At 62.4% G+C, this 25328-nt stretch carries 28 protein-coding genes; 11 read left to right on the top strand and 17 right to left on the bottom strand.

Features of this window, described 5'->3' with window-relative positions:
- Window positions 1–81: 81 nt before the first annotated feature.
- The 4 genes from G8767_RS03810 to G8767_RS03825 are packed head-to-tail and all read right to left on the bottom strand — an operon-like array spanning window position 82 to window position 3127.
- Window positions 82–1275 (bottom strand): ABC transporter permease, encoded by a 1194-nt coding sequence (locus G8767_RS03810; protein WP_166809374.1) that lies wholly within the window; start codon window positions 1273–1275, stop codon window positions 82–84.
- A complete protein-coding gene (locus G8767_RS03815; RefSeq protein ID WP_166809375.1) occupies window positions 1272–2168 on the bottom strand; it encodes an ATP-binding cassette domain-containing protein in 897 nt (298 codons plus the stop codon). The genes G8767_RS03810 and G8767_RS03815 overlap by 4 nt, the downstream gene beginning before the upstream one ends.
- Window positions 2169–2211: 43 nt before the next feature.
- Window positions 2212–2757, bottom strand: coding sequence for a hypothetical protein (locus tag G8767_RS03820; RefSeq protein WP_166809376.1), 546 nt, complete (start codon window positions 2755–2757; stop codon window positions 2212–2214).
- Window positions 2750–3127 (bottom strand): helix-turn-helix transcriptional regulator, encoded by a 378-nt coding sequence (locus tag G8767_RS03825; protein WP_166809377.1) that lies wholly within the window; start codon window positions 3125–3127, stop codon window positions 2750–2752. The genes G8767_RS03820 and G8767_RS03825 overlap by 8 nt, the downstream gene beginning before the upstream one ends.
- Window positions 3128–3233: 106 nt before the next feature.
- Between G8767_RS03825 and G8767_RS03830 the strand changes: the two genes are divergently transcribed.
- The 3 genes from G8767_RS03830 to G8767_RS03840 all read left to right on the top strand — a co-directional run bounded on the left by G8767_RS03830 (window position 3234) and on the right by G8767_RS03840 (window position 4718).
- Window positions 3234–3653 carry a hypothetical protein gene (locus G8767_RS03830; RefSeq protein ID WP_124567535.1) on the top strand — a complete coding sequence of 140 codons (420 nt, stop codon included), beginning with the start codon at window positions 3234–3236 and terminating at the stop codon, window positions 3651–3653.
- A 75-nt stretch (window positions 3654–3728) separates the two neighbouring features.
- Window positions 3729–4142, top strand: coding sequence for a VOC family protein (locus G8767_RS03835; protein WP_166809378.1), 414 nt, complete (start codon window positions 3729–3731; stop codon window positions 4140–4142).
- On the top strand, window positions 4143–4718 hold the full coding sequence (locus tag G8767_RS03840) for a TetR/AcrR family transcriptional regulator (protein ID WP_166809379.1): 576 nt from the start codon (window positions 4143–4145) through the stop codon (window positions 4716–4718).
- 12 nt (window positions 4719–4730) lie between these two features.
- Here G8767_RS03840 and G8767_RS03845 read toward each other — a convergent pair whose 3' ends face one another.
- The 3 genes from G8767_RS03845 to G8767_RS03855 form a co-directional block, all read right to left on the bottom strand.
- A complete protein-coding gene (locus G8767_RS03845) occupies window positions 4731–5570 on the bottom strand; it encodes an aldo/keto reductase (RefSeq protein WP_166809380.1) in 840 nt (279 codons plus the stop codon).
- Window positions 5571–5714: 144 nt separating this feature from the next.
- The gene (locus tag G8767_RS03850; protein WP_095971232.1) at window positions 5715–7346 is read right to left on the bottom strand and encodes an ABC-F family ATP-binding cassette domain-containing protein; all 1632 of its coding nucleotides are present in this window, start codon (window positions 7344–7346) and stop codon (window positions 5715–5717) included.
- 89 nt (window positions 7347–7435) lie between these two features.
- The gene (locus G8767_RS03855) at window positions 7436–8032 is read right to left on the bottom strand and encodes a class I SAM-dependent methyltransferase (protein WP_166809381.1); all 597 of its coding nucleotides are present in this window, start codon (window positions 8030–8032) and stop codon (window positions 7436–7438) included.
- A 130-nt stretch (window positions 8033–8162) separates the two neighbouring features.
- On the opposite strand from G8767_RS03855, the gene G8767_RS03860 reads away from it, so the two are divergent.
- Window positions 8163–9011 carry an aldo/keto reductase gene (locus G8767_RS03860; protein ID WP_166809382.1) on the top strand — a complete coding sequence of 283 codons (849 nt, stop codon included), beginning with the start codon at window positions 8163–8165 and terminating at the stop codon, window positions 9009–9011.
- A gap of 64 nt (window positions 9012–9075) precedes the next feature.
- On the opposite strand, the gene G8767_RS03865 is transcribed toward G8767_RS03860, so the two are convergent.
- Window positions 9076–10227, bottom strand: a complete 1152-nt coding sequence (locus tag G8767_RS03865) for an NADH:flavin oxidoreductase (RefSeq protein ID WP_166809383.1) — start codon at window positions 10225–10227, stop codon at window positions 9076–9078.
- A 203-nt stretch (window positions 10228–10430) separates the two neighbouring features.
- Between G8767_RS03865 and ctaD the strand changes: the two genes are divergently transcribed.
- From ctaD to G8767_RS03880, 3 genes are read left to right on the top strand one after another with little or no spacing between them, the layout of a single operon-like run.
- On the top strand, window positions 10431–12185 hold the full coding sequence (ctaD, locus tag G8767_RS03870) for a cytochrome c oxidase subunit I (protein WP_095971300.1): 1755 nt from the start codon (window positions 10431–10433) through the stop codon (window positions 12183–12185).
- A gap of 45 nt (window positions 12186–12230) precedes the next feature.
- Complete coding sequence (locus tag G8767_RS03875) at window positions 12231–12704, top strand: MarR family transcriptional regulator (RefSeq protein WP_019744857.1); 474 nt, start codon at window positions 12231–12233, stop codon at window positions 12702–12704.
- Between the two features lie 55 nt (window positions 12705–12759).
- Entirely contained in the window at window positions 12760–13179 is a 420-nt protein-coding gene (locus G8767_RS03880; protein ID WP_042451127.1) for a DUF5313 family protein, read from the top strand.
- A 9-nt stretch (window positions 13180–13188) separates the two neighbouring features.
- On the opposite strand, the gene G8767_RS03885 is transcribed toward G8767_RS03880, so the two are convergent.
- Window positions 13189–14211, bottom strand: a complete 1023-nt coding sequence (locus G8767_RS03885; RefSeq protein ID WP_206028814.1) for an NAD(P)/FAD-dependent oxidoreductase — start codon at window positions 14209–14211, stop codon at window positions 13189–13191.
- Window positions 14212–14288: 77 nt separating this feature from the next.
- On the opposite strand from G8767_RS03885, the gene G8767_RS03890 reads away from it, so the two are divergent.
- Window positions 14289–14876 carry an XRE family transcriptional regulator gene (locus tag G8767_RS03890; protein ID WP_095971228.1) on the top strand — a complete coding sequence of 196 codons (588 nt, stop codon included), beginning with the start codon at window positions 14289–14291 and terminating at the stop codon, window positions 14874–14876.
- A gap of 56 nt (window positions 14877–14932) precedes the next feature.
- Window positions 14933–15391, top strand: coding sequence for a GNAT family N-acetyltransferase (locus tag G8767_RS03895; protein WP_095971227.1), 459 nt, complete (start codon window positions 14933–14935; stop codon window positions 15389–15391).
- Between the two features lie 12 nt (window positions 15392–15403).
- Here the strand turns inward: G8767_RS03895 and G8767_RS03900 are convergent, their stop codons facing one another.
- From G8767_RS03900 to G8767_RS03925, 6 genes are read right to left on the bottom strand one after another with little or no spacing between them, the layout of a single operon-like run.
- Complete coding sequence (locus tag G8767_RS03900) at window positions 15404–15940, bottom strand: AAA family ATPase (RefSeq protein ID WP_166809385.1); 537 nt, start codon at window positions 15938–15940, stop codon at window positions 15404–15406.
- A gap of 53 nt (window positions 15941–15993) precedes the next feature.
- Window positions 15994–16788, bottom strand: a complete 795-nt coding sequence (locus G8767_RS03905; protein WP_095971225.1) for an MHYT domain-containing protein — start codon at window positions 16786–16788, stop codon at window positions 15994–15996.
- Between the two features lie 40 nt (window positions 16789–16828).
- A complete protein-coding gene (locus tag G8767_RS03910; protein ID WP_003940118.1) occupies window positions 16829–17416 on the bottom strand; it encodes an ATP/GTP-binding protein in 588 nt (195 codons plus the stop codon).
- Complete coding sequence (locus tag G8767_RS03915) at window positions 17397–17771, bottom strand: DUF742 domain-containing protein (protein WP_166809386.1); 375 nt, start codon at window positions 17769–17771, stop codon at window positions 17397–17399. Before G8767_RS03915 ends, G8767_RS03910 begins: the two co-directional genes overlap by 20 nt.
- Window positions 17772–17776: 5 nt before the next feature.
- Complete coding sequence (locus G8767_RS03920) at window positions 17777–18193, bottom strand: roadblock/LC7 domain-containing protein (protein WP_003940329.1); 417 nt, start codon at window positions 18191–18193, stop codon at window positions 17777–17779.
- Entirely contained in the window at window positions 18190–21033 is a 2844-nt protein-coding gene (locus G8767_RS03925; RefSeq protein ID WP_240951825.1) for an ATP-binding protein, read from the bottom strand. The genes G8767_RS03920 and G8767_RS03925 overlap by 4 nt, the downstream gene beginning before the upstream one ends.
- A 350-nt stretch (window positions 21034–21383) precedes the next feature.
- Here G8767_RS03925 and G8767_RS03930 point away from each other — a divergent pair, with 350 nt between their 5' ends.
- The gene (locus G8767_RS03930) at window positions 21384–21926 is read left to right on the top strand and encodes a hypothetical protein (RefSeq protein WP_206028815.1); all 543 of its coding nucleotides are present in this window, start codon (window positions 21384–21386) and stop codon (window positions 21924–21926) included.
- A gap of 4 nt (window positions 21927–21930) precedes the next feature.
- Here G8767_RS03930 and G8767_RS03935 read toward each other — a convergent pair whose 3' ends face one another.
- On the bottom strand, window positions 21931–23373 hold the full coding sequence (locus tag G8767_RS03935) for a phospholipase D-like domain-containing protein (RefSeq protein WP_166809387.1): 1443 nt from the start codon (window positions 23371–23373) through the stop codon (window positions 21931–21933).
- Window positions 23370–24473, bottom strand: coding sequence for an NAD(P)-binding domain-containing protein (locus G8767_RS03940; protein ID WP_095971221.1), 1104 nt, complete (start codon window positions 24471–24473; stop codon window positions 23370–23372). Before G8767_RS03940 ends, G8767_RS03935 begins: the two co-directional genes overlap by 4 nt.
- A gap of 112 nt (window positions 24474–24585) precedes the next feature.
- Between G8767_RS03940 and G8767_RS03945 the strand changes: the two genes are divergently transcribed.
- Window positions 24586–25317 carry an enoyl-CoA hydratase gene (locus tag G8767_RS03945; RefSeq protein WP_166809388.1) on the top strand — a complete coding sequence of 244 codons (732 nt, stop codon included), beginning with the start codon at window positions 24586–24588 and terminating at the stop codon, window positions 25315–25317.
- Window positions 25318–25328 lie beyond the last annotated feature (11 nt).

A 25328-nucleotide genomic window follows, 5' to 3' on the forward strand; every position in this document is an offset into this window, starting at 1 on the left:
GTAAGCAGCACCCCGTCCAGGATGAACCTACCTGGACGGGGTGCCGCCGGGGTCGCGCGGCGCCAGTTGTGCGCCGGAGAATCAGCGTCCGAACGCCTCTTTCCATGAAACGACCTTGCCGATACGAAGGATGGAGCGCTGGTAGATCTTTGCCGCGATCATCGACAGCGCAGCAGTCACCACCAGCATCAGCAGAATGGTTCCCACGATCTGGAACGGAGAAGCAACGCCGGCGGAGATGCGCAGGGGCATGAGGATTGCCGAGAACGGCGGAATCCAACTCAACACGTTGCTCAGGGTTCCTTCTGGATTGCTCACCGAAACGAAAGCCACGCTGACCATTGCCATGACGAGCAGCGCGAGAGGCATCGCGGTGGCATTGACGTCCTCCTGCCGCGAGACCATGGACCCGGCGGCGGCGTACAGCACGGCGAAGAAGAGGAAGCCGAGAATGAACCACCCCAGAGTGCCGAACAGAACCCCGATCGCCGTGCCCGTCACGGTCAGGACGCCCGTCGCCAATCCGGTGGCGACGCCCGCGACAGCGTAAGCGGCCATCTGCATCAGCCCGACAGCACCGATTCCGAGAACCTTGCCCCACAACAACTGCAGCGGACGAAGCGTGGAGAGCAGCAACTCGACGACACGGCTGGACTTCTCCTCGACGACGCCCATCGCCACGTACGTTCCGAACAGCAGGATCTGCATGTACAGGAGCACCACAGCCGCGATCGACATCGCTATGCGTTGGCCCTGTTCGGGATCCGGCGGATCGATGGCATCGATGGTGACCACTGCCGTGGACGTGGCTTCGGCGAGCTGAGCCGGATCGATTCCCGCGGCGGCCAGCGCATTCGATTGTGCCTGCTGTGCAACGGAACTCTCGATGACGGCCCGCAGATTCGTGGCTAAATCCTTCTTGGTCACGACGGTGACGCCGCCGCCCGATCCGGCAATCACGGCCACGTCGAGGTCGCCGTCCTTGACCTGATCACGCGCGGTTCCGTCGTCGGAAACCTCGGTCACCGTCACCGGATTTCCGAGTGTGTCGCCGATGGACACCATCGTGGCACTGAGCGACTGGTTGCCGACCAGGCCGATCTTCGACTTGTCCTCGTCGCCGCCGGAGAAGAGTGAGAAGGCGATGATGCCGCCGATGATCGCGACCAGAATGATGACGTTGCTGATCACAAAACTCTTCTTCGAGATCTGCGTCATGAATTCGCGTCGGGCGACCAACCCGATGGCTCGACCTCCGCTCAACTGGTTGCTCATGCGGCTACTACCTCTCGGAACAGGTCGGTCAGTGACGGACGTCGAAGCGTGAACTCGTGTACCGGTCCGGTTTTCAACGCGGCGTGCAGGATCTGCTGATCGTCGGCTGTGCCGTCGACGCTCAGGAGCGTTCGACCGTCGAGGTGGCTCAGCGTGGTGACACCGATCAGATGGTGTGCCCAGCCGACCGGTGCGTCAGGAGCGAAGACCTCGATTCGGCCGTCCCCCTTGCCTCGTAGTTCGTCGACAGTTCCGATCTCTCGCATGCTGCCGCGACTGATGATGCCGACGCGATCACACAGGCGCTCCACCAGATCCAGCTGATGGCTGGAGAAGATCACCGGAACGCCGGTGCGAGCCTTCTCGACCAACACGTCACTCATGACGTCGACCGCTACAGGGTCCAAGCCCGAAAACGGTTCGTCCAGAACGAGTACCGCTGGATCGTGAACAAGCGCGGCCGCAAGCTGCACACGTTGCTGATTACCGAGGGAGAGTGAATCGACGGTGTCCTTGACGCGTTCGGCGATGCCCAGGCGTTCGGTCCACCGCTCCGTGGCCGCGTGCGCGTCGGCCTTCGTGAGTCCATGTAGCTCGGCCAGATAGGAAAGTTGCGCTCCCACCTTCATCTTGGGGTAGAGGCCGCGTTCCTCCGGCATGTATCCGATAGTGCGACGCACGTCGAGGTCGACGGGTTTGCCGCCGAGACGAACTTCCCCCGAATCTGCTCCGAGTACACCCAGCGCAATGCGCATCGTGGTCGTCTTGCCGGCGCCGTTGCTGCCGACGAATCCGAAGATCTCGCCTGGGCGCACTTCGAAACTCAGGTTGTCGAGTGCAACGACGTCGCCGTAGCGTTTCGAGATGCCGTCGATCGTGAGGGTGGCTGACATGGGTCCTTCCCATCGGTCGAGTGGTGCGCTTCGGTAATACGGGTCAGAGGTCGAACTCTTCGGAATCAATCGGATCCGGGTCTGGATTGGTCCACGCGAGAATCATCGCGGGCGTGCACGCGCCGATCAGCATTGCAGTCAGTGCCAATAAACCTCCTGTGTAAGGCAGTCTCTCTACATTCCACTGCACCGACGAGGTGAAAATGAGGAAAATGGCGACAATGAAGACCAACGTTTGGGTCACGCTCAACCCGACGGAGCGGGCGTCGTTGCGTTGCTGGATCTCCCATTCGTCCAGAGCGTGCCGCGGCGCATCCCCCTGTCGACCCGACACGATTTGAAGTGAGGACCACGTCGGCAGGAACAACACCGTGATGATCGGCCATGCCACCGCGAACAGTGGGTTGAACAGGCACGCGATCCCGACGACAACCATCGTGGTGAACAGGACTCCGAGGGCGACGACGAGCACGCGCCGACGTCGACGGGTTCGCCAATTCGGGAGCCAATGTCGGAACGTCTCCTCGTTCTGCAGGAATCGCCGAGTGCGGTGGGCCTGGTAGCGGTCGATCAGATTCGATTCAGGCACTGGGCTTTTCACTCCCCTCGGTAGTGCGGTGACTCCGGTTGATCTCCGTCGACTGTGCATTCCGGTAGACCTCCGTCGACTGTGCATTCCGGTAGACCTCCGTCGACTGTGCATTCCGGTAGACCTCCGTCGACAGCGGCCCGAACTCCGTCCGAGAGAACACCGCCTCCACCGGGAGGTCGAACACCCAGCAGATTCGGAATGCAAGATCCAGGCTGGGGTAGTGGTCACCGCGTTCGAGTGCCCCCACAGTCTGCGGATTGACGTCGACGAGTTGCGCGAGCTGGGCCCGGCTCATCTTCCGCTCGGCGCGAAGCACTCCGATGCGATTGAAGATAGGGAGCGCGTCTCCCCGCCGGACTGGGCTCATGCATCAAAGTGTTGTAAAAACCCAACAGTTTGTCAATTGGAACCGAGATTGTTCTGCTGCTGGGCCGTGCCGACGGATAAGGTTCGGGCAACGGAAGGGGCTTGACATGGTGGTCGAACAGTTGATGCTCGAGAAGTCTCGCCTGGTCGTGCAGGTGCGCGAGGACGGCAACTACAGCGTGGGATCACAAGGGCTCGAAGCGATCTGGCGCGATCCGATGGACAAGGGTGCCGTCATCGGTATCGGTCAGCACACTCCGGGGGATGTGGAAGGAGAATCGTGGTGGGTCGTGTACGGCCAGTCCGACACCACGGCCGACGTCACCGTTCGGCTCGAGGATGGATCGCACGTGAAGGTGGGCCGTATCGGTGAGATCTTCGCCGCCGAATGGGTGAGTACCCCGCAGCAGGCGTTGCTGTACCGGTCCGATCGCCCGGTGGAGTCGCAGCCCACCAAACTGTCGGTGCTGTTCGCCCGGCCGAAGTTCATGCCCAAGGCCGCATTTCCGGAGAACGATCGCTTGTAGTCCTGGCGAGGTCGGCCGCGGAGGGCGGTCCGACTTGCCCTCGATTTGTTACGGTACGTACTGTACCGTTTGGATATGACAACGTGGCCGAACGACCTCGAAGTAGTCCAAGTGCGAGTAGCGCGACCCACCGACCGGCTCGACGACGTGATTGCGTTCTATCGCGACTGCGTGGGATTGCCGGAGCTCTACCGGTTCTCCGGACATGCCGGCTACGACGGAATCATGCTGGGTTTGCCGGATGCGAACTATCACCTCGAATTCACGACCCACGAAGACGGAAGCCCGTGCCCGGCTCCGACGCAGGACAATTTGTTGGTGCTCTACTTCACCGGCGAGTCGGCGATGTACGAGGTGGTGCATCGGCTGGGTGCGGCGGGGCACGAACCCGTCGAGGCCGAGAATCCGTACTGGGAGGAGAATGCGGGAATGACCTTCGAAGATCCTGACGGCTGGCGTCTGGTGCTCATGCCCCGGCCGGTGCTGTAGATGGTGCGCGCCCGCGACGAACGGATCGACGACGCCGTACTGTCCGCGACCCTGGAACTGTTGGGGGAGAACGGGTATGCGGAGCTCTCGATCGGTTCGGTGGCGACGAAAGCGGGCGTACATCGACCCGCCATCTACCGGAGATGGCCGTCGAAACGGCATCTGGTGGTAGACGTCGTCGTGGGGCATATCGGCACCGATCCGACGCCGGACACCGGCGATCTCAGGGCAGACCTGGTCGCCGGCATCACGACATTGGTTGTGGGACTGAGCGAATCGGTGGTTGGTCGGATATTGCCCGCGTTGGTCGCGGACCTGGCCGCCGACCCGGAGTTGGCGCGGGAGTTCCAGTCGGCGTTCTTTCAGCCCCGACGCGATTCCACTGCGGCAGTGCTGGAATCGGCGCGGATACGCGGCGACATTCGCGATGATTTCGACCTGGACTTCGTCCTGGACGCGCTGGCGTCCCCGATCTACTACCGAGCGTTGTTTCGTCACCTACCGCTGGACGCGCTCCTGGCAGAGCAGACTGTTGATTCTGTGCTGCTGACGTTGGCTGCGCACGAGAACCCCTGAAGTCGTTTCGATTCAGTTCAATTCGAGCGGATCGGGTCCGACTCGGCTGTCGGTGTTCAAGGCTGCGATGGCAGCTGACTCGTCAGCATCGAGTGTGAAGTCGAAGATCGCGGCGTTCTCGCGCATGCGGGCAGGGGTGACCGACTTCGACAGAACGGTGTGTCCCTGTTCGAGGTGCCAGTGCAGAATGATCTGCGCGGGACTCTTGCCGTGTGCTGCAGCGATTTTCCCGATGGTCGGGTCGTCGAGGATCGTTCCCTGTCCTAATGGGCTCCATGCCTCGATTTCGATGCCGCGGCTCTGTGCGTACTCCCGTGATGCGTGCTGTTGCAGGCGGGGGTGCAATTCGATCTGGTTGACGGCCGGGATGATCGAGCTGTGCTCGGCCAGCAGTTCGAGGTGCTCGGGGAGGAAGTTCGACACACCGATCGCACGGGTGCGGCCGGAGGCGAGGATCTCCTCGAAAGCTGCCCACGTCTCCACGAACAGGCCCTTTGCCGGTGCCGGCCAGTGGATCAGATAGAGGTCGACGAAGTCGAGGCCGAGCTTGTCGAGGCTCGTGTCGAACGCGGCGAGTGCTCGGTCGTGGCCCTGATCGTCATTCCACAACTTGGTGGTGACAAAAAGCTCTGACCTCGGAACTCCCGAACTTGCGATGGCGCGGCCGACACCGGCTTCGTTTCCGTAGATTGCGGCCGTGTCGATGTGGCGGTAGCCGATCTCGAGAGCGGTGGAAGTGACCTCTTCGGTCTGTGCGTCCGGTACCTGGAAAACGCCGTACCCGAGTTGCGGGATGGTGATCGGCTCGCCGGTGGTTCCGTGAGTCAGTGCGCGGTCGGGGATCGACAACATTGAAGAGTGCCTTTCAGGACTGGGTGTGGCGGTTCTAGGGGCGATCGTGTCGCCCGTGGTCCACCTATGCCGCGCATGCAACTATTGCGTGCGCCGGATAAATAGTTGCACACGCGGGTTGCCTGCGCAAGCGCAGTCGATTGGCTACTCCTCGAAGAGCTGTCCGTTCTCCATTCGCCACCGGCGCGTGCTTCTGGTGGACTGCAGCATGCGTCGATCGTGAGTGACCAGGAGGAGGGTTCCCTCGAAGGATTCCATCGCCTGCTCGAGTTGTTCGATCGCCGGAAGGTCGAGATGGTTCGTCGGCTCGTCCAGTACCAGTAGGTTCACTCCGCGAGCTTGCAGTAAAGCAAGTGCAGCCCTTGTTCTTTCGCCGGGGGACAGGGAAGCGGCAGATCGGAGTACGTGGTGTCCGCGCAGGCCGAACTTGGCGAGCAGAGTGCGGACATCGGCATCGGGCCAGTCCGGAACCTGTGCACCGAAGGCCTCGACGACTGGCTGATCGCCTTCGAACAATCCGCGCGCCTGGTCGATCTCACCGATCGCGACACCGGAACCCAGCGACGCGATGCCCTCGTCGGGGACGAGTTTGCCGAGTAGGACGTTCAGGAGGGTGGTCTTGCCTGCTCCGTTCGCGCCCGTGACGAGGATCCGATCACCCCAGTCGATCTGCGTCGTGACCGGACCGAACGTGAACTGACCGCGAGTTACCTTGGCGCCGTTCGTGGTCGCGACAACGGATCCGGATCGCGGCGCCGCCGCGATCTCCATGCGAAGTTCCCACTCCTTGCGCGGTTCCTCGACGACTTCGAGGCGCTCGATTCGGCGTTGAGTCTGGCGGGCTTTCGCGGCTTGCTTCTCCGTCGACTCGGTCCGCAATCCGCGTCCGATCTTGTCGTTGTCCTTGGCCTTACGACGCGCGTTGCGGACGCCGTGTTCCATCCAGTTGCGCTGCATCTGCGCGCGATCCTCGAGATCGGAGCGGGTGCCTGCGTATTCCTCGAACGCCTCGCGTGCGTGCTGGCGGGCGATCTCGCGTTCGGCGAGGTACGACTCGTAGCCGCCGTCGTAAACGGCGATGTCCTGCTGTGCCAGGTCGAGTTCCACGATTCCGGTGACGGTGCGCGAGAGGAATTCGCGATCATGGCTCACGACAACCAGCGCCGCTCGGGTCTCGGCGACAAATCGTTCCAACTGCTCGAGACCGCGCAGGTCGAGATCATTGGTGGGCTCGTCCAACAGGAGAATGTCGTAGCGCGAAAGCAACAGTGACGCGAGGCCGGCGCGCGCGGCCTGACCGCCGGACAATGCCGTCATATGCGCATCGAGCGGAACTCCGAGCCCGAGTTCTTCGACCACCTTCTCGGCGCGCTCGAACAGATCGGCGCCGCCGAGAGCGAGCCAGCGTTCCAGTGCCGGGGAGTACAGATCCTCTTCGGCTTCGGCCAGGGTTTCGGCCGCGGCGTTCATGACTTCCTCGGCATGCGCGACGCCGGTGCGGCGGCCGAGGAACTCGAGGACGGTCTCACCCTCGATGCGGTCGGGTTCCTGCGCGAGGTAACCGACCGCAGCATCCGGAGGGCTGAGAATGATCGAACCCTCGACGTCGGCGGTGCCGATTCCGGCCAGTGCGGTGAGAAGCGTCGACTTGCCGGCGCCGTTCGCGCCGACGAGGCCGATGACGTCGCCAGGCGCGACGGTGAGATCGAGGTCGGAGAACAGGGTGCGTTCTCCCCGGGAGGCAGAGAGGCCGCTGATGCGCAGTGTTGCAGTCACCTGAGAAGTATCCCCGGCGCTGTGCGCCAGTGTTAATCGGTGCTGTGCGCCTTTATTAACCGCGGGCGGTTAATAAAGGCGCACAGCAGTCAGCCGCGGACCAGGTGATACCAGCACGGATGTGCCGCACGGACCGGAAGTGGCGATTCACTCACATCAGCGGCCGTACTCGAGGCCATCGACCAACCGTCGAATGCTCGCATGACGTCCTCCTCGGAGACACCATGTGGCATCGGCCAGCGGTGACCTGGTCCGAATGCGAACATCACCAGGGACGCTCCCGGTGCGGTGATCGCGTTGACCGACCTCCCGTAGTCCCGTCGTTGGTGATCGGTGAGCCCGTGAAAGCAGCCGATGTCGAGTACCAGCATGTGCCCACCGTCGACGGCTATGTGCAGGTCTGCCGCGTCCTCGTGGAGGAACCGGACGTCGACGTGTGCTTCGCGTGCATGTATGCGCGCTTTGTCCAGGGGTTCCTGCTCGGCGTCGACGCCGGTGACGTGCCAACCGCGTTGCGCCAGCTCGATGGAATGGCGTCCGGTGCCGCAGCCGATGTCGAGTGCACGGCCACCTTCCGGGACGGGGATCGCATCCAGAAGGCCGGACAGTTGAGCGTCGAAGCCGTGGCCGGTGTGCTCCCACGGAGTGACGCCGACCTTGTAGGCGAGACGATATCCGAGATTCATCGCTCTCTCTTTTCTCGAGGCGATTCCAATACTTGTCTTCCAAGGTAGACCGGCATTTCGGGCGGTACAAGGGCACCGCGCGGAGGTTCGGCGGGGAATGCCTCCCTGCCCTCGGGCGTTGGATTCACTTATGACCGAGACCAATGATGTGACCGATGTACCGACAATTGTTCTGAACGACGGTAAGACGATCCCCGCACTCGGATTCGGTGTGTTCCAGGTTCCGGACGACGAGACGCAGGAAGCCGTCTCCACCGCCCTGAAGACCGGCTACCGCAGCATCGACACCGCCAAGATCTACGGCAACGAGGTGGGCGTCGGCCGCGCGATCGCCGAATCCGGCATCGCACGCGAAGACCTCTACATCACGACGAAGTTGTGGAACGACGATCAGGGCTACGACTCGACGCTTGCCGCATTCGACGCCAGCCTCGACAAGTTGGGTCTCGACTACCTCGATCTGTACCTGATCCACTGGCCGGTACCGTCCAAGGACCTGTACGTCGAGACCTTCAAGGCATTCCAGAAGCTCAAGGCCGACGGACGGGTTCGATCCATCGGCGTCTCCAACTTCACCATCGAGAACCTCGAGCGTGTCATCGGTGAAACCGGTGAGGTACCGGTCCTCAACCAGATCGAGCTTCACCCCAAGTTCAACCAGGCCGAACTGCGCGCCTTCCACACCGGCAAGGGAATCGCGACGGAAGCATGGAGCCCGCTCGGCCAGGGAACCGTTCTCGGTGACCCCGTCATCACCGCTGTCGCCGACGCTCATGGCGTCACCGCGGCTCAGGTGATCATTCGCTGGCACCTGCAGATCGGCAACGTGGTGATCCCGAAGTCGGTGACCCCCGAACGTATCGCCGCCAACTTCGATGTCTTCGGCTTCGAACTGACGCCGGAACAGATCAACGCGATCGGTGCTCTCGACGACCAGGCCGGCCGCATCGGCCCCGATCCGGTCACGCTCGGCAGCTAGAACTTCCGGTAGACCCACAAACGGCACTCCCGCGATCGCGGGAGTGCCGTTTTGTCGTGCGAGGTCAGTTCAGGTGCGTGCGATGTTCTGCAGTGAATGCGATGTGTTCGTCCGCGCGTCCGGTGCGGAGCTTTTCGACCCACTCGGGATCGGCGAGCAGCGCGCGCCCGATGGCAACCATGTCGAATTCACCGTTCTCGTACTGAGCTTCGAGACGCTCCAGCCCCGTGACAGCCGATGCAGCGTCGCCGGTGAATGCCGTCGTGAACACCGAGTCGAGTCCGACCGAGCCGACGGTGATGGTCGGCAACCCGGTCAGCTTCTTCGTCCAGCCCGCGAGGCCGAGCTTGCCGTCTTCGCCGTCGAGTTCAGCGAACGCCGGTTCCCAATGACGCCTCGTCGACGGATGCAGAACGTCGACACCGGCGTCGACCAGGGGAGTGAGGATGCGGCCGAGTTCTGCCGGGCTCTGGGCGATACGAGCGTCGTAGTGGCCGGACTTCCACTGCGAGAAGCGGTAGACGATCGCGAACTCGTTTCCGACTGCCTCCCGGATCGCGGCGACGACCTCGGCCGGGAAACGGGTGCGGGCTTCGAGTGATCCGCCGTATCCATCGGTGCGGACATTGGTTCCTGCCCAGAGGAACTCGTCGAGCAGGTAGCCATGCGCCCCATGCAACTCGAGACCGTCGAAACCGGTGTTCTTCGCGTTGAGTGCCGCGTCGACCCACGACTGCTTCAAGTTGTCGAGATCCGAGGTGGTGAATTCTCGTCCCAGACGGGTGCCGTCCAGCGCCAGGCCGGAAGGGCTGACGGTTTCGACCTCTGGGTTCAGGCGCGAATTCTCGCCGCGCTCGACTCCGAGGTGCCACAGCTGGGGAATTATCGATCCGCCCTCGGCGTGGACGGCGTCGACTACCGACTTCCAGCCGCCCAGGCTCGAATCGCCGTAGATGCGCGGTACGCGGGTGTGCGGGCCGGCCGCCGGGTCCGGGATGTACGTGCCTTCGGTGATGATCAAGCCGACACCACCTGCTGCGCGACGACGGTAGTACTCGGCCACGTCGGCGCCGGGGATTCCGTCCGGCGAGAAGGCGCGCGTCATCGGGGCCATGGCGAAACGGTTACGCAACGAGAGTGATTTGACCTCGAAAGGCTCGAAGAGGCCGCGCAACGCGGGGGCCTCGGGTGCTGTCGATGTGTCGGGAAGAGTCACGGGTTTGTTCAACGCGGCCGGCTCTCGACCTATTCCGCTGCATGAGTACATCTCGCCGAAAATCTGCAAAAGGTTGCGTACGTTCGGTTTTCATCGGTGCATCGGTCGTCAAAACTTAGTTTGTGCATTAACTATTAACATGCGATATGGTCGTGCGGAAAGTTCTTGAGGGCGGTATCGAGCACGAAAGAGGACGCGCGAGCATGACAACAACGGTGCCGGACGAGCGGACCGGAGACTTGGAGCCGATTCCGGAGCGGCCGTACCCGAAGCGTCGTGATCCCAAGGGGTCGTGGATGCTCGAGATGATCAAGACCACCGATCACAAGAAGATCGGGATCATGTACCTGATCACTGCGTTCGCGTTCTTCCTGATCGGCGGCCTGATGGCGCTGTTCATGCGCGCCGAACTGGCCGTTCCCGGAATGCAGTTCCTCTCCAATGAGCAGTTCAACCAGCTTTTCACCATGCACGGCACGATCATGCTGCTGCTGTACGCGACCCCCGTCGTCTTCGGCTTCGCGAACTACATGCTTCCGTTGCAGATCGGAGCACCCGACGTCGCCTTTCCTCGGCTGAACTCATTCGGGTTCTGGCTCTTCACTTTTGGTGGCCTCATCGTTCTCGGCGGCTTCCTCACGCCGGGCGGGGCTGCCGACTTCGGTTGGACGGCGTACACCCCGCTCTCCGGCGCGGTTCACAGCCCCGGCGTCGGGGCCGACCTGTGGGTCTTCGGTCTGACGGTCGGTGGGCTCGGCACGATTCTCGGTGCGGTCAACATGATCACCACCGTGATCTGCCTGCGCGCGCCCGGCATGACCATGTTCCGCATGTCGATCTTCACCTGGAACATCTTCATCACCAGCATCTTGATCTTGATGGCGTTCCCGCTCCTGACCGCCGCGTTCATGGGGCTGTTCGTCGACCGTCACCTCGGTGGTCACATCTTCGATCCGGCGTCGGGCGGAGTTCTGTTGTGGCAGCACCTGTTCTGGTTCTTCGGTCATCCCGAGGTATACATCATCGCGCTGCCGTTCTTCGGCATCGTCTCGGAGATCTTCCCGGTCTTCAGCCGTAAGCCGATCTTCGGTTACACGGGATTGGTCTATGCGACACTCGCGATTGCCGCTCTCTCGATCGCTGTGTGGGCTCACCACATGTATGCGACGGGTGCTGTTCTCCTGCCGTATTTCTCGTTCATGACGTTCCTGATCGCCGTGCCGACAGGCGTGAAGATCTTCAACTGGATCGGAACGATGTGGAAGGGGCAGTTGACTTTCGAGTCGCCGATGCTGTTCTCGGTGGGCTTTTTGATCACCTTCCTCTTCGGTGGTCTGTCGGGTGTCATCCTCGCGAGCCCGCCGCTCGACTTCCACGTCACCGACACGTATTTTGTCGTGGCCCACTTCCACTACGTGGTCTTCGGTACGGTCGTGTTCGCCACGTATGCCGGTATCTACTTCTGGTTCCCGAAGATGACGGGACGTCTGCTCGACGAACGGTTGGGCAAGTGGCACTTCTGGACCACGTTCGTCGGTTTCCACGGCACGTTCCTCGTTCAGCACTGGCTCGGCGGTGAGGGCATGCCGCGTCGATACGCCGACTACCTGCCTTCGGACGGGTTCACCGTGCTCAACTCGGTCTCGACCATTTTCGCCTTCGTGCTCGGTGCCTCGACGCTGCCCTTCCTGTGGAACGTCTTCAAGAGTTACCGCTACGGCGAAGTGGTCACCGTCGACGATCCGTGGGGTTACGGAAACTCGCTGGAGTGGGCGACCACCTGCCCGCCGCCGCGTCACAACTTCACCGAGTTGCCGCGCATCCGTAGCGAGCGTCCGGCGTTCGAGCTGCACTACCCGCACATGGTCGAGCGAATGAGGGCGGAAGCGCACGTGGGTCTGACCGGGCAACCCACGTCGACGTTGGAGAAGAGTGACGATCATCGCCAGATTGATTAGTGCAATAATAGTTACTGCACTAATTAATCTGATAACATCGGAGTCATGACGACGAAGGCTCCGCAGACGCAGATGGACGATCCGCTGGCTCTCGACCGGCAGGTGTGTTTTGCACTTGCGGTCGCGAACCGGGCAGTGCTCTCCGTCTACCGGCCCCTGCTCGAGCCGATGGGCCTCACGCATCCCCAGTATCTGGTGATGCTGGCACTGTGGGGAAAGTCGCCGATGGCGGTCAAGGAAATCGGGCAGGCGCTTCAGCTCGATTCGCCGACACTGTCGCCGCTCCTCAAACGGCTCGAGGCGTCCGGGTTGATCACGCGAACCCGTAGCCGCGCCGACGAGCGTCAACTCGACGTCGACCTCACCGAAGCGGGTGTGGCGCTGCGCGACGAGGCGGAGAAGATCCCGCCGGCGGTTGTCGCGAAGTTGGGCGTGAGCCTCGCCGAACTCGAAGAACTCCACAACGTTCTGACGCGGGTCAACGAGGCCGCGCTCCGCGCCGGAGCCTTGGACCAATGAGAGAAATGTGACGACTGCATCCGAAAGAAACGTGATGACTGCGTCAGTACCGTCGATGCGTACCGAACAGGTGACTTCCGTGACTTCCAAAAAGCAACGTACGAGCCCGAATCCCCTTCAGTGGTTGGGCTATTCAGTGGGCCGTAAGCTGCCCGACTCCATGCAGGACTGGGTGCGAAACGACCTGATCGGTGATTGGGCTGTGCCGCGTCACTTGATCCGAAGCATGGTGCCGTTCATTCCAGTCTTCGCTGCCTTCATGCTCTTTCCGGGGCCGTGGGCTCTGCGGGCATCGATGGTGCTGCTCGGAGTGCTCCTGGCACTGTTCTATTCGGTTTCCTACATGGCTCAGAACAGGTCGCGTCGCCTCGAGCGTCACGGTTTGCCTTCCGACCTCGAGAACCCGAAGAAGATCTCGCGCCACGACGCCGAGAAGGCCGCCTACGAGAAGTTGCACGGCGGCCCCGCGACGTAGACTCTTCTCTCAGAAGCCGTGGAGGGCGCTGCCGCCGTTCATCTCGCAGACGCGTTGCTCCACGGTGGCCGAGAAATCAACCTCTGGCGCGGTCGTAAGCAGGGCCGATTCGACGTCTTGCTCGACCAGGTATCCGTTGATCGCGATTGCCGCTGTCGAACCGGCAGCGGCAGCGCCTATCACCTGAGCGCGAGGGTCGACGACATTGCCGGCGCCCCAGATGCCAGGAACGCTGGTGGCGCCGGAAGGATCGACAGTCACGAATCCGTTTGTGCCCACGTGGCAACCGAGTTGTGACAAGGCCCCGTCGTTCGGGACGAGGCGAGGTGCGACGAACAGCGCTGAACGAGGAACCAATTGACCGTTGTCCAACTCGATTGCCTTCAGTTCGCCGTGCTCGGAGGTCACTGCGGTGACCTGCCCGTCGACCACCTCGACACCGCGCGCCGCAAGTCGCCTGCGTTCTTCCGGTGTGAGCGAGATGTGATGAGGGAAGAACGTCACATCCGACGACCACTGCCGGAGCAGAAGCGCCTGGTGAAGTGACATTTCGCGAACGTCGCCGCCGAGAACGCCGATCGGTTGGTCGCTGATCTCGTACGCATGGCAGTAGGGGCAATGGAGCACGCTCTGTCCCCAAAGTTCTTGGATGCCTGGTATTTCCGGAAGTGAATCCCGTAGGCCGGTGGCAACCAGCACGGTGCGAGCGGTGAGCGTCGTGCCGCCTGAAAGCTCGACGACAAAGCCGGGTTCGATACCGCGCCACGAGATGTCGACAACGTCATCCTGTGTGAATTCCACTCCGTACGTCTGTAATTCGCTGCGTCCGACGGTGAGTAACTCGCCCGGCGCCATGCCGTCGCGCGAGAGGAAGCCGTGCATGTGTGCCGCGGGTGCGTTGCGGGGAGTGCCGGAATCGATGACGGCGACGCTGCGCCGAGCGCGCCCCAACACCAGGGCTGCGCTGAGTCCGGCGGCTCCACCACCGACGATCACGGTGTCGAGGACCTGTGTTTCAGTGTGTGTTCGCATGAGCACAGGTTGCCCGCGGACGAGACAGCTCAGCAACTATTGTTGCCATTTCTGGGAATCGTCGTCAGACTCGGACCATGAATGTCAACGGCCCGCACATCGATGCCGCCATCTCGCAGATAGGCGCGCGCCTCAAACGCATTCGTACACAGCGCAATGTCACGCTCACGGCGCTGTCCGAGTCGACCGGTATCTCGAAGAGCACCCTGTCGAGGCTCGAAGCGGGGGAGCGTCGCCCGAGTTTGGAGTTGCTGCTCCCGATCGCGCTCGCCCACCAAGTGCCGTTGGACCAGTTGGTGGCGGCGCCACAGGTCGCCGATCCGCGTATCCAGAGTGCGCCTCGAAGCGTCAGTGGGCGAACGGTCTTGCCGCTGACTCGGCAACCGGGTGGGCTGCAGGCATTCAAGATGACCATCCCGGCAAACCAGACCGAGCCGAATCCGCAGGTGCATGACGGCTATGAATGGCTGTACGTGTTGTCGGGGAAGCTGAGATTGGTGTTGGCCGATCACGACATCATCATGGGAACGGGTGAAGCTGCTGAATTCGACACCCGAAATCCGCATTGGTTCGGCAGTGACGGCAAAGGCCCGGTCGAAGTGCTGAGTCTGTTCGGCCCACAAGGAGAACGCATTCACGTTCGGGCCAAGCCTTCGGCGAAGTGACGGACAGTCATACTTCATTCGATGCTGCCGGAGGCGACGTGGACAGTGAGGGATCTGTGCGAATCGAAACTGACGACCTGAGTCGGGACGCGGTCCGGGCTCTCCTGGCCGAGCACCTCGCGGACATGCATGCGACCTCCCCTGTGGACAGCGTTCACGCGCTGGACGTCACGGGGCTGACGGATAGCTCTGTGACCATGTGGACGCTGTGGAGCGACGGTGACGAGCTACTCGGTTGCGTAGCGCTCAAGGAACGGTCGTCGACCGGCGGCGAGATCAAGTCGATGCGAACATCATCGGCAGCTCGAGGGCGTGGAGTGGGTACGCGACTTCTTCAACACGTCGTGGACGAGTCGAGACAACGAGGTTACCGTCAACTCGAATTGGAGACCGGCACACAGGACTTCTTCGATCCCGCTCGCCGGTTGTACGCGAGATTCGGGTTCGTGCCCTGTCCACCGTTCGGGAACTACCGCGAAGATCCGAACAGTGCATTCTTCGTTCTCGCCCTGTGAGCAGCTCGCACGCTACGGCATCGTGGCGGTGATGCGTCGTACTGCGCTGTCGGAGTCCATGATTGCGGTGTCGAGCACCAGCCGTTCCGTGGTCCACGGCTCGTAGTCCCGATCCAGAATTTCCTGCCACGTCGGTAGTACAAGATCCGGGATGTCGACGACTCGCTGTTCAGCGCGTCTGCGATGCTCGTCGGGATCCGAACAGATTACTTCGACATTGAGCAAGTACGCCGAATTGTGTTGTGCGGTAGCGGACCAGGCGCTTCGCGTCACCTCGATCGGGTTGACACACTCGACCACGACCGAGAGTCCCAGTCGCAATTGTTCGGCGGCGAGCGCATAGGCGGTGATGTATCCAGCGGTCCCGGACGCGTCAGCGATACCGCTGTGGGTCAGTGCCTGTTCGATGGTATCGATCCGCACGAAAGGGATTCGGTGATGCTGGGCAAGCGCTCGCGCGATAGTCGACTTGCCGGTGGCCGGCAAACCACCGATCACGACCAGTGTCGCGCGGGCCGACGGCTGAGGGTTGTGTCCGGCATCCACCATCCTCGAAATGTACGGGGCGTCGTCGATTCACACTGACTCGCCTCGTACTTCGCTCAGTTCGAGATCGCGAACTCGCGTGCTTCGAACGCCAGGTCGTCGGCGGCGGACTCCATCCGAGCCGTCGCACGGTTGGGCGCTGTCAGCACTGCAACGATCGGAACCGCCAACGCCAACAAGCCGAGAACGAAGACGGGGAAGAGGAAGGAGAACACTTCGAGTCCCTGCGGCGCCGGGGCTGCTGCGTCGTGAACGACCTCGACCGCAGCCATTCCGGTGTAATGCATTCCGACGACGGCGATACCCATGATGATTCCGGCGACAAAACGAAGAATCGTGGACTCGAGCACCATGGTGAACCACAGTGCGGCCGTTCCGGCGACGACTGCGATGAGAACCGACAGTGCGACGAAGAGCAGGTCGTAGTGGATCTCACCCTGAAAGCGTAAGGCGCGCATACCGGTGTAGTGCATGATGTTCACGGCGAGACCGGTCACCAGGCCGCCGATCAGAAGTCGAGTCCAGCGGAATTCGGTCCCGATGATCAGCAGGCCGACAAACACGGCCCCCACCGAGATGATCGCCGAGATCACGGTCCATCCGAGGTTGTATCGAATGGGACTGCCGGGGACTGCGAAGCCGAGCATGGCGATGAAATGCATCAGCCAGATGGCGACGCCACCGATCGACAGGGCGGCCATGGCGAGCCAGCGCATGCGTGTGGCGGTCGTCGTCGCCGACGCTGAATGCCTGGTGCACGCCAGGCCGACTACCGACCCGACCACGGACACGACGTAGGCGAGCCCGAGCAGCCAGATTCCCATCGAGAAATGGTGCATTTCATCCGACATGCCAGTTCCTTTCGGTGACGATTCGCATCTGGTGATTCATCTAGACGACTGCTTCAGCTGCAAGTCGTTCGAGGGAGTATTCGGTGACGGCGATCAGCGCGCGTTTGGCCGATTCGCGGTTTCGGGCGTCGATCTCGATCATGGGAACGCGGTTGGGTAGAGCCAACGCCTGGCGGAGATCGCTCGCCGAATGGATGGGTGCGCCGTCGAAACGGTTGACCGCCACGATGAACGGGAGGCCTCGCGCCTCGAAGAAGTCGACTGCGGCGAAGCTGTCTTCCAAGCGACGCGTGTCGACCAGAATGACCGCACCGATCGCACCGGTGATCAGGTCGTCCCACATGAACCAGAAGCGACGCTGTCCCGGGGTTCCGAACAGATAGAGAACCAGGTCGTCGGCGAGAGTGATGCGCCCGAAGTCCATCGCGACCGTCGTGGTGCTCTTGTCGGGAGTGGAACCGAGATTGTCGATACCGTCGCTGGCGTCGGTGACCATGGCCTCCGTGCGAAGGGGGACGATTTCGGAGACGGTCCCCACAAGCGTTGTCTTGCCAACACCGAAACCCCCGGCGATCACGATTTTCGTCGATTTCACGCGAGACGATGAGTCAGAGTGCCCGAAGTCCACTGAGGGTCCTTTCGATCAGTTCGCGTCGCTCGACTCGAGATGCGTCGCTTCGCAGAGTGGCATGTATTTCCAGTGATCCGGCTACTACGAGGTCGGCGACCAGTACCCGCACGACTCCGATCGGAACACCCAGGTGGGCAGCGATCTCGGCAACCGAGATCCGCTGCTCGCAGAGTGCGACGATCGATGCACGAATATCTTGCGGTGCAAGATTGTTCGAGACCACGTCTTCGATCGTCGCGATGATCGCTTCGAGCGGGAGGTCGATGGACGGCAGGGTCCGACCTTCGGTGAGCGCGTACGGCCGTACCAAGCTCGGTTCGGCGTCGTCGTACTCGGATTGATGGTGAGACATCGAACTCAAATACCCTGCGATGTTCGCGGGGCAATGTCCATGGTGGTCCCGACGCGATCGACGAGAGTCGCCATTTCGTAACCGATCTGGCCGATGTCGCATCCGGCGACAGCGAGTGCGGCGAGGTAGGCGCCACTACCGACGCCCATGAGAAGCAGGTAGCCGTTCTCCATCTCGACGACGGACTGCATGACGGCCCCACCGTCGAAGAGGCGTGACGCCCCCGCGGACAGGCTGGCGAGTCCGGAAGTGACAGCGGCTAATTGATCCGCCCGGTCGAGCGGAAGGTGTGTGCTCGAGGCCGTCAACAACCCGTCGGCTGAGACGATGATCGCGTGACTCACACCCGGCACGTCTCGGGCAAAAGCCGAAACCAGCCAGTCGAGTGCGCGGGGAGTCTCTTGGGCTCCGACAGTGTTCACTGTTCTCCTTCATCGTTGTGCAACATCGTGGACGATTCGAAAGACTGTCCGCCGTCGGACTGGTGGACGGCAGCATGCCGACGCCCACGTTGCACGCCGGATTGGTAACTGCTCCAACCACGTTGAACGTCGGCGGGATTGGATGCTTGACGTTGGGCTGTACCACCTCCTCCGACGGCGCCAGGAACCAAGCGAGCTCCTCGATCCCGAATAGGCAATCCGGAATCGGCGATCTTGGTGACCGGCATCTCGAACGACGTCCGGGCAGCCAGCCAGCCTTGATCTGCGTCCGTGGTCCAGGAACCACCGGTGGAAGCCGTTGACGACTCCGCCGTCGGATCCACCAGCCACTCCGACACCATCCGAGCAAAGATCGGCATCGTCGACGGGGCAGACGTTCCACCGTTCGCGCCGCCGTTGTTGTTGCTGCTGCTGTCAGTACGCGCAGACGTGCGAGCCGACATCCCGTCACGGGTACGAGAGGAGAAGAAGGCCGCAGTATTTGTCGGCGTCGGTGCCGAGAGTCGGTGCCGCGGCGCCGGAGTTGTCGACGGCTGTGGACCCACCGGGATCTCGGGACCCTGTGCAGACGAGTTGGATTCCGGCGACGGAGTACGGACGGAAAGCGACGTCGATGCGTTCGCGCCCGCGGGATCGAGTTGGGGAGCGAAGGTTGACACCGGCGCAGCTGGTGCCGGAGTGGTCGAGGTACTGACCTGCGGCACTCCACTCGTGCCCGGGGTGCGGCGAGGTAGTCCCGAGGGTGTTGCCGTCGGTGTCGACTCCGGCGTGATCGGGGCGAACGTCTCGGTCCGATCGGTGCTGATGCCGGGCGTTCGGCGGGGGAGGTCGGCGAAGCTTCTGGTCGCAGGCTGTGGGGGTGCGGAAGCGGTCGGGACCGGCTGTGACCATACCGGGGCAGGTGGTGCGGGCGGCGGTGTCCGCTCGACTGTGGCAACGGGTCCTGTTCGCGGCGTGCGGATTTCGGGAGCCCGCGAGGAATCGAGAATCGAGGTCGGTAGGAGCACCGTTGCGGTGATGCCGCTGTGTGTCGACGACGTTGCCGTCGGGCGCAGGCGCACAGAGATGTTGTAGCGACGGCTGATTCGGCTCACGACGAACAAACCCATGCGACGCGCTGTGTCCGCGCTCATCTCGCCGCCGGCCGCGAGGCGCTCGTTGGCATCGAGGATGTCGGCAGGCGACATACCGATACCGAGATCTGCGATCTCGACGATCATGGAGCCGTCGATGGTGCGGGCAGCGTTGATGGAGACGGTGGTCTCCGGTGGGGAGTACCGCAGCGAATTGTCGAGCAGTTCGGCAATGAGGTGAACGACGTCCGGCGCAGCGTGACCGGTGACGACTCCGGGCGGGATCTGCCCGAGTTCGACGCGTCGATACTCCTCGACACCCGATACCGCGGCGCGAAGGGTATCGCCGAGAGCGACGGGTGCAGTCCTGGCGCGGCGCACATCGGTTCCGGCGAGAACCAACAAGTTGTCGCCGTTTCGACGCATTCTCGCGGCGATGTGGTCGAGCCGGAACAGATTCTCGAGGCGACGCGGGTCGTCCTCGTCCTGCTCGAGCTGTTCGATCAAACCGAGTTGCTGGTCGACGAGGGACTTGTTCCGCCTCGACAGCGTTTCGAACATGTCGTTGACCTGGCGCCGCAGGGTCGCCTGCTCGCCGGCAAGCGTGATGGCCTGACCGTGCATGTCGTCCACCGCGCGTGCAAGCTCGCCGATTTCCTCGTGGGTGCGGATCGGGACACGGGCGAAGTCGAGTTCGTCGGTACTGGCACCTGCGCGGATTCGTTCGATCGCGTCGGGAAGTCCGCGTCTCGCGGCCTGCAGAGCGGCGAACCGCAACCGGCGGATCGGATCGATGAGCGATCGGCTGATGACGAGGGCGATCGCCAGTGCCAGCAGGACCGCGCCGAGCACGATGGCAGTGTCACGAAGTGCTGCGGTTCGTGCTGCATTGGATTCAGCGGTGACGGTGTCGCCGAACTCGGTGACGGTGGTATCGGTCAAGCTGTTGTACTGGTCGCTGCCGGATTTCAGGTCTGCGCCGACGCGGCTTCCCAGAGGAGAGGTCGACGGAGTTGATCCGAGGGCGTTGATCCGGTTCTGAGCTGAGTTGCTGAGGGTCTGGACGGTGTCGTTACTCCCGTCGATGGCGAGAATGTTGTTCAGAGCGACCAGTTCGGCACCGGCGGCACTGACCATCGAGGTACGAGCTTGCTGGTCCGGATCACCTGAGCCGAAGAGAATTCGTTGTTCGGCCAGTGCTCGTCGCGCATCCCAGAGTGCGGCGAGTCGGCCACCCTCTTCGCGCAGCGCCGGCCGCTGAGAATGCTCGACGACGCTGGTGAAGGTGCTCGAGAGTGCGCGCGAGACTTCACCGACCCGCGAAACCAAGCGTGCGGGAGCCACCGCGCCGGCGGAAATCTCCTCAGTGATGGAACGGCTCTCGGCAAGTGCCGAAGTCACTTGGTCGTTGAGGGCGTCATCGGACTGGAACGCGCGCGCCGCGTCGACCAGTTGGTCCATTGCGTCCGAAACCGCTTGTGTGGCCGGGCCGGTGTCAGTGCGTGCCGAGGCCGCTTCGGCGAGTTCGTACAGCGCGGATTCGAGGTTGATCGCGGTGGGCACAGCGAGGGCGCGTTCGGACGAGGAACTCAGCTGCGCGGCTTCTTCGAGTTCGGTCTGAACGCGAAGGGCTCCGAGGACGACGGCGACGATCATCGGCAATGCGAGAACGGCGATGACCTTCCAACCCAGGCGCCACTCGCCGATCGACCACCAAGAGGTTGTCGTGTGTGAATCGTGTTTCATGCGGAACATGGCCCCTTCACGTCAACCCCCCGTGGGTCATTGCCCGAACCCCTTCGATCCGGTTTGACCAGAAGGAGTAGTTAGCTGAACGGTAACAGACTGTTCGCTGGCTCGCTACATCCCAGTTGACTTCTCGGATCGACGATGACTATATCCGGATTGTAAGACCAGGTGAAAGGGTAAACGGACAAGTGCGGCGAATGGGATAGCCGGATAGTCCAATTTGGTAGCTCGACACCGGCGCTGCTCGGGAATCGGTGGAACTCGGGGTAAGCATCCGGCTCGTGTCCCGACATCGAGACATATCCGAAGAAGGCGCACTCGCATGTCAGACTGTGGGAACCGCACCGATGACCGAATCGAACCTTGGAGCCGTAGTGGGTGGACCTGCTCGCGACGCGTTGCGTGCGATCGCCGAACTGCTCGCCTCTGACAGCCCCGCAGTCAGCGATCGTGTGACTCTCGCGATCGACTACCCGGAACGGTATGTCGAGGTACAGAACGATCTGTACTCACAGACGCTCGAGAAGCCGCACCCGGAAATGGCGTGGTTTGCTCTCGTCGACGCATTGCACGAACAAGAACTCCTGGCCTGGGTGGACTGGAACGAGGACGCCGCCGAGGTTCTCGGTCGACTGCGGCAGCTGGAGTCTGCACCCGGAGCGGCCCACTCATGGAAATGGGCGGACGAGCTTGCCGCAGGCTATGACCGCACCGCTGGCCTCGAAACGCTTCTTGCCGGCGTCGGCGCCAACATCGCCGGGTCAGGAGTTTCCGTTGCCTGGCTCGACAGCGACAGCGATACGTTTCTCATCGTGTTCGTCCCGAGTGTTCAAAGTGCAACTCTCGTCGAACTCGCGCCGGCAACCGGTCACTGTGTGCGCGTGTTCTAGAGTCTCAGCGTTTGCCGAGCAGGCGGCGTAATCCTTCGATTCGATCGCTCAGTCTGGGCGGCGTGCGCTCGGGATCCATCAGTGCATTTTCGGCGAGCACGTGGTCTTCGCCGTCGACTGTGTTGCGGTCGAATTCGCGCAGACTGCGAGCGTCGGAGGTCGAGAGAGCGCGAACCGTCGACAACAGTGACTGCTCACCCAACGCGTCGTCGACTTCTTCCTCGGTGACGTCGAGGTGCTCGCCGAGTAGCCGCCGCCTCAATCCGATGATCGACGCGCGCAGCTCGACATCTGCGTCGTCGACGGATTCGACGGCGATGTCGCACTCGGTGTCGAAGTCCATCGATCGATTGTTGAGGTTCGACGACCCGATTCGCAAGAGTCGATCGTCCATCACGAGGACCTTGGCGTGCACGTAAATGGGTGCGCCAGAAGAGGTCACGGGATAGAACGCACCGAACCGGCCATGGATGTCGGCGCTCCACAACAGATGCAAGAGGTCGTGGCGTGCCCCGTCCATCGCCTTTTGTTCCAGCCATCCATCGGCATTGCGGGGGATGACCAGAACGATCTCCGGCCCGTCGGCCTCACGTAGACGCGCGGCAATTGCCTCGGCCAGAGTGCGGGAGGCGAGGTATTGGCTCTCGATGTACAGCGTCCGCTCCGCCCCGGCGATGGCCGCGAGATAGAGCGCCTCGATCTCACGTACCTCCGTGCGTTCGCCGAGTTCCGGCAGTGTTCTGGCTACGGCTACGTCGACGACCCGCAACGTGGGAGCCAGATTGACCGGCCATGGCGTCGCTGTGCTCTGAACCGGTACCAGATCCTCGCCGGTTGCGGATTTCCAGCGTGCCCGCGCCAATTCGCCGATTGCCGCGGCCGCATCGCCGTCGATAGCTGTGGTGGCGTCATGCCAAGGGCCGTAACGTCTTCCGCTCGGTGTGATCCGGTAGTCGTTGCGGTCGACGTGATCCGAGGTGTCCCAGCGGTCCACCGTCATGTCGATGCCGCCGCAGAAGGCCAGGGCGTCGTCGATGACGATGATCTTCTGATGGTGCGCCGCGCCCACTGGATGTGCGCCGTCGATCTCGAACCGAAGACGCTCGTCGGTCAACCAGTTGGACACGAAGACTGGAGTCATCCCGCGCCCGATTGCGGTGAAGGCGCCGATGTTCCATTTGAGTACGAGGATTTCGAGATCAGGTTTCTCGCGGACGAGCCAGCGGAGGAACATCCCCAATCGGTTGGGGCCGTCGAGCGTCTGCTTTCCTGGCTCGAGTTTGATGCGCGTGTCGAAATCCCAGCCGATCAACATGATTCGCTTCTCGGCTTGCAGCATTGCGGACTTCGCGTGATGAAAGTAGTCAGCGGCGTCGACGATGCAGGCCAGATTGTCGGCAGGCTCGATGCGCCAGCAGGTTTCTCCCGGTACAAGAATTCTGTTCATTCGCCGATTCCCAGGTAAGACGTCAGTTCGCGGGCGGCCGCTTGGCCGGCGCGGTTGGCTCCGATCGTCGACGACGACGGCCCGTATCCCACCAGATGTACGCGAGGGTCGGCTTCGACCTGCGTGGCGAGGCGTCCGGTCATCGGTATTCCGCCACCTGGTCCTCGCAGGTGCAGAGGCGCCAGGTGATCGAGTGAGCTGCGAAAACCGGTGCACCACAGGATCACATCGGCATCGATGACAGTACCGTCGGCCCACTTCACGCCGTTCGGAAGGATTTCGGAGAACATCGGGAGTCGATTCATGACACCGCGCTCTCGCGCTGCCCGGATGGCCGGTGTCACCGGGAGGCCGGTCACCGAAACAACGGATCCCGGTGGCAGACCGCGTCGTACACGATCCTCGACCATGGCAACCGCGGCGCGGCCGATGTCCGGAGTGAACGGCTCGTCGCGGAACTCCGGTTCACGACGCGTCACCCAGGTAGTGGTCGTGACGCGTGAGATCTCGTCGAGCAGTTGGACGGCCGAGATACCGCCGCCGACCACGACGACATGTTTGCCCTCGAACTCCGCGGCGGTTCGATAGTCCTTCGTGTGGAGTTGTCGGCCACGAAATGATTCGGCCCCGCGATAGTGGGGGATGAAGGGCCGCTCCCAGGTTCCTGTCGCATTGATCAAGCCTCGCGCCGCGAACACTCCGTGGTCGGTCTCGATCCGCAGTCGCTCTTCCCGAGGGCACACCACTCGGGTGTGCACCGGGCGGTGGACGGGAAGTTCGAATTGCTTTTCGTACAGTTCGAAGTAATGGGGGACCGCGACGGATGCAGGCACCTGTTCGGCGTCGGTGCCGGTGGTTTCCGCGAAGGACATTCCCGGGAGATCATGCACGCCGTTGACGGTGCTCAGTGTCAGGCTCGGCCAGCGAAACTGCCACGCCCCGCCCGGCCCGGACGCATGATCGAGCACCACGAAACCCGATTCGGGTTCGATTCCGAACTTGCGCAGGTAGTACGCGGCGGAGAGTCCGGCCTGTCCGGCGCCGATCACCACCACGTCAACCGGGTGCGGTTCCGGTGAGGCAAGGTCGTCTGTACTCATCGGTAATCTAACCTCCTGATGTACAGAACTTAGCTGCAGAGAAGTATGCGGACGGTATCGGCGCCTCGGAACGTCCCTGCGTCGAGCCTTCCAGAAACGAAAGTGAGCGGACATGATCGGGTTCTCCCGTGACGGCAACGTCGTGACCATCGAGTTGCAGCGTCACGAGCGTCGCAATGCACTCAGCGCGGAACTCTGCATTGCGATTCGGGACGCGATGAACGCGGCAGTCGCCGAGCATGCGCACGTCGTCGTCATCACCGGTGAGGGATCGGCATTCTGCGCAGGGGCAGATCTCTCCGGCGACGTCTACATGGAGGGCTTCACCGATCGCCTGTTCGAGATGCTTCGGTCTATCGACACGGCGCCCATCCCGGTCATCGCTGCCGTCAACGGTCCGGCCATCGGCGCGGGCACGCAGCTGGCCATCGCGTCGGATCTGCGCGTCGTGGCGCCGGGCGCTCGTTTCGGAATCCCGGCAGCCACCCTCGGTGTCTCTGTGGACAAGTGGACGATGCGTCGGCTCGCGTCGCTGGTCGGCGGCGGTCCCGCGCGCACCATTCTGCTCGGTATCGAACAGATCGGCGCTGAGGAAGCCTTCACTCGGGGCCTCGCCAACAAAATCGGCACCCTCGACGACGCCCAGGAATGGGCACACCGCATCGCCAATCTCGCACCGCTGTCGTTGCGGCACATGAAGATGGTTCTCAACGACGACGGCACCATGGAGGAGCAGTCTCCCGAGCAACTCGACGCTCTTCACGCCGCCTGGCTCAGCGAGGACGTCCAGGAAGCCCGCGCGGCCCGCATCGAGAACCGCCCTCCCGTATTCAAGGGCAAGTAAAGCCGGTTGCA

Origin of the sequence: Rhodococcus sp. IC4_135 (genome assembly GCF_011602025.1) — a bacterium.
In the GTDB taxonomy this organism is placed as follows: Bacteria; Actinomycetota; Actinomycetes; order Mycobacteriales; family Mycobacteriaceae; genus Rhodococcus_F; species Rhodococcus_F baikonurensis.

Excerpts from the sequence above, each read along its gene's own strand:
- G8767_RS03810 (WP_166809374.1), bottom strand. The coding sequence starts at position 1,275 with ATGAGCAACCAGTTGAGCGGAGGTCGAGCCATCGGGTTGGTCGCCCGA.
- G8767_RS03815 (WP_166809375.1), bottom strand. The coding sequence starts at position 2,168 with ATGTCAGCCACCCTCACGATCGACGGCATCTCGAAACGCTACGGCGAC.
- G8767_RS03825 (WP_166809377.1), bottom strand. The coding sequence starts at position 3,127 with ATGAGCCCAGTCCGGCGGGGAGACGCGCTCCCTATCTTCAATCGCATC.
- G8767_RS03830 (WP_124567535.1), top strand. The coding sequence starts at position 3,234 with ATGGTGGTCGAACAGTTGATGCTCGAGAAGTCTCGCCTGGTCGTGCAG.
- G8767_RS03835 (WP_166809378.1), top strand. The coding sequence starts at position 3,729 with ATGACAACGTGGCCGAACGACCTCGAAGTAGTCCAAGTGCGAGTAGCG.
- G8767_RS03840 (WP_166809379.1), top strand. The coding sequence starts at position 4,143 with ATGGTGCGCGCCCGCGACGAACGGATCGACGACGCCGTACTGTCCGCG.
- G8767_RS03845 (WP_166809380.1), bottom strand. The coding sequence starts at position 5,570 with ATGTTGTCGATCCCCGACCGCGCACTGACTCACGGAACCACCGGCGAG.
- G8767_RS03855 (WP_166809381.1), bottom strand. The coding sequence starts at position 8,032 with ATGAATCTCGGATATCGTCTCGCCTACAAGGTCGGCGTCACTCCGTGG.
- G8767_RS03860 (WP_166809382.1), top strand. The coding sequence starts at position 8,163 with ATGACCGAGACCAATGATGTGACCGATGTACCGACAATTGTTCTGAAC.
- ctaD (WP_095971300.1), top strand. The coding sequence starts at position 10,431 with ATGACAACAACGGTGCCGGACGAGCGGACCGGAGACTTGGAGCCGATT.
- G8767_RS03875 (WP_019744857.1), top strand. The coding sequence starts at position 12,231 with ATGACGACGAAGGCTCCGCAGACGCAGATGGACGATCCGCTGGCTCTC.
- G8767_RS03880 (WP_042451127.1), top strand. The coding sequence starts at position 12,760 with ATGCGTACCGAACAGGTGACTTCCGTGACTTCCAAAAAGCAACGTACG.
- G8767_RS03885 (WP_206028814.1), bottom strand. The coding sequence starts at position 14,211 with ATGCGAACACACACTGAAACACAGGTCCTCGACACCGTGATCGTCGGT.
- G8767_RS03890 (WP_095971228.1), top strand. The coding sequence starts at position 14,289 with ATGAATGTCAACGGCCCGCACATCGATGCCGCCATCTCGCAGATAGGC.
- G8767_RS03900 (WP_166809385.1), bottom strand. The coding sequence starts at position 15,940 with ATGGTGGATGCCGGACACAACCCTCAGCCGTCGGCCCGCGCGACACTG.
- G8767_RS03905 (WP_095971225.1), bottom strand. The coding sequence starts at position 16,788 with ATGTCGGATGAAATGCACCATTTCTCGATGGGAATCTGGCTGCTCGGG.
- G8767_RS03915 (WP_166809386.1), bottom strand. The coding sequence starts at position 17,771 with ATGTCTCACCATCAATCCGAGTACGACGACGCCGAACCGAGCTTGGTA.
- G8767_RS03925 (WP_240951825.1), bottom strand. The coding sequence starts at position 21,033 with ATGAAACACGATTCACACACGACAACCTCTTGGTGGTCGATCGGCGAG.
- G8767_RS03930 (WP_206028815.1), top strand. The coding sequence starts at position 21,384 with ATGACCGAATCGAACCTTGGAGCCGTAGTGGGTGGACCTGCTCGCGAC.
- G8767_RS03935 (WP_166809387.1), bottom strand. The coding sequence starts at position 23,373 with ATGAACAGAATTCTTGTACCGGGAGAAACCTGCTGGCGCATCGAGCCT.
- G8767_RS03940 (WP_095971221.1), bottom strand. The coding sequence starts at position 24,473 with ATGAGTACAGACGACCTTGCCTCACCGGAACCGCACCCGGTTGACGTG.
- G8767_RS03945 (WP_166809388.1), top strand. The coding sequence starts at position 24,586 with ATGATCGGGTTCTCCCGTGACGGCAACGTCGTGACCATCGAGTTGCAG.